We start from the raw sequence: 2,548 nt of genomic DNA on the forward strand, positions 1-2,548 counted from the left end.
CCTGCACCCTCGTCTGCGCCGCCAGCGTCGGACGCGAAGGCGGCGCCCGGCCCACCGGCCGGGCGCCGCCTTCGCGTCCGTCAGGCCCCGGCTACTCGAAGGCCGCCGCGGCCTCCCGCAGCGTCCGGGCCACCGTCTCCGGGTCGTACGGCGCGGGCGCGCCCGGGGTGTAGGTCACGGAGGTGAGCCCGCCCGTGTACCGGAACGTGCCGTGCCGCTCGAACAGCGGCCACGACACGGGGGACTTACGGTCCACGCCCACGCTGATGCCCTGGAACGGCGCCATCCCGATGAGCTGGTGCACCGCCGGGCCGGTGGCCGTCGCGGTGCCGTCCACCGCCACCGTGAACGCCCAGCGGATGCCCGGCAGGGCGGTGGCCACGACCTCCACGGTGTGCTCCCCGGCCGGCAGCGGACCGGCGTCCGTCTCGTGCAGCACGCCGTACTCGTTGTACGCGAACCACAGCCGCCCGTCCTCCACGTACAGGCTGTACCCGCCGCCCTGGTCGCCGTGCGAGACCAGCACGCCCGCGTCGCCGGGGCCGTGCCGGCGCAGGCGCACGGTGATGGCGAAGGACCGGAAGGAGATCAGCCGCGAGGAACGGTACCGCTCCAGCTCCGGGGTGCCGGGCAGCAGCGTCACCGGGCGGCGCAGCCGCTCCTCGTCCGGGGAACGCAGCGCCAGGGCGCCGCTGGTGTCCGGCAGCGGGAACACGCCGTCCCGCCACGCCGCCGCCTCCCACGCCGCCGCCAGCTCCTTGACGACGTCGGGGTGGTCGGCGGCGAGGTCGGTCGTCTCGGTCGGGTCGCGCCGGATGTCGAACAGCGCCCACTCGTCGTCGTCGTAGTCGTCGCCCCGCCGGTGCTGGGTCACCAGCTTCCAGCCGTCGCGGTAGTAGCTGCGGTTGCCCGACATCTCGCAGTACTGCTCGACGTGCGCCGAGTCCGCCGCCGGATCGGCCAGCACCGGCACGAAGCTGACGCCGTCCAGCTCCTGCACGGGCCCGCCGCGCAGCATCCGGGGACGTTCGACGCCCGCCAGCTCCAGCAGCGTCGGCGCGATGTCCGTGACGTACTGGTACTGGTCGCGCAGCCCGTCCGGCAGCCCGCCCGCCGGCCAGGACAGCACGAACGGGACGCGCACGCCCCCCGCGTACGTCTGGCCCTTGTAGAGGCGGAACGGGGTGTTGGACGCCATGCCCCAGCCGCGCGGGTAGTGCACGAGGGTGCGCGGGCCGCCGATCAGCTCCGGGTCGCGGTCCACGTCGGGGTCCCAGTCGTCCGGCAGCCCGGGGTGCTGGACGAAGCGGCTGAAGTAGCTGCGGGTGCCCTCGGGGCCGCCCTCTCCGGTGCCGCCGTTGTCGGACGTGAACACGACGATGGTGTTGTCCAGATCGCCGAGCGCTTCGAGGGTGTCGAGGAGCCGGCCGAGGTTCTGGTCGATGTTGTCGACCATCGCCGCGTAGACCTCCATGTACCGGGCGTACAGGCGCTGTTCCTCCGGCGTCAGCGCGTCCCAGGGGCCGACCTCGTGGCCCGCCTCGTGGTTGCGGGGCGGCAGCGGGGTGCCGGGCGGGAAGAGGCCGTCGGCGATCTGCCGGGCGAACCGGGTCTCGCGCAGCCGGTCCCAGCCCTCGTCGTACCGGCCCCGGTGGCGCGCGATGTCCTCCGGCTTGGCCTGGAGCGGGCCGTGGACGGCGTTGTGCGCGAGGTAGAGGAAGAACGGCTTGTCGGCGTCGTGGGCCCGCAGCGACCGCACCATCGCGATGGCCTCGTCGGTGATGTCGTCGGTGTAGTAGTAGCCCTCGGGGAACGCGTCGATGTCCAGCGGGCTGTTGTCCCGCACGAGTTGATGCGGGTGCAAGAGGCTGGTGAGGCCCTCCAGCACGCCGTAGTACCGGTCGAAGCCCTTGCGCAGCGGCCAGTTGCTCCGGTCGTCGGCGGCGTTGGACGCGGAGTCGCGCGTGAGGTGCCACTTGCCGACGGCGTAGGTGGCGTAGCCCGCGTCGTGCAGGGTCTGCGCGAGGGTGGGGATGTCGTCGGCGATCTCCATGCCGTAACCGGGGAAGCCGGGATCGGCGTTGGCGACGAACGAGTAGCCCACGCGGTGCGGGTTCAGCCCGGTCAGCAGCGCGGCCCGGGCGGGGGAACACAGCGGCATGGTGTGGTAGTTGGTCAGCCGCACACCGCGCTCGGCCAGCCGGTCCAGGACCGGCGTCGGTATCTCCGCGCCGAACGGGCCGATGTCGCTGTACCCCATGTCGTCCACCAGCACGACGACGATGTTCGGCGCGCCCGCGCCGGGGCGGCGCCGCTCGGGCCAGGCGGCCTCCGACTCGGCGAACGTCCGGCCGACGATGCCGCCGAAGTCGTCGTAGGGATTGCGGCGGTACGGGGACTGGCTCTTATACACCTCTGACGCTGCCGACGAAGAGGATAGTGTAGCACTCCGGGGGCGCCGCTTCACTCACAAACACAACGTAGACCCGCCCACTGGTAGCCCGGCAGCCCTACCGGCACACGCATTCGTTCGACCCACTCACGCCAC

General features: G+C 72.6%; 1 protein-coding gene. It reads right to left on the reverse strand.

What is annotated here, in order from left to right:
• Nucleotides 1-91: 91 nt before the first annotated feature.
• Complete coding sequence (locus BN2279_RS09400; RefSeq protein ID WP_059008282.1) at nt 92-2,413, reverse strand: arylsulfatase; 2,322 nt, start codon at nt 2,411-2,413, stop codon at nt 92-94.
• Between the last annotated feature and the right edge of the window lie 135 nt (nt 2,414-2,548).

The organism is Streptomyces specialis (assembly GCF_001493375.1).
Taxonomy (GTDB): Bacteria; Actinomycetota; Actinomycetes; order Streptomycetales; family Streptomycetaceae; genus Streptomyces; species Streptomyces specialis.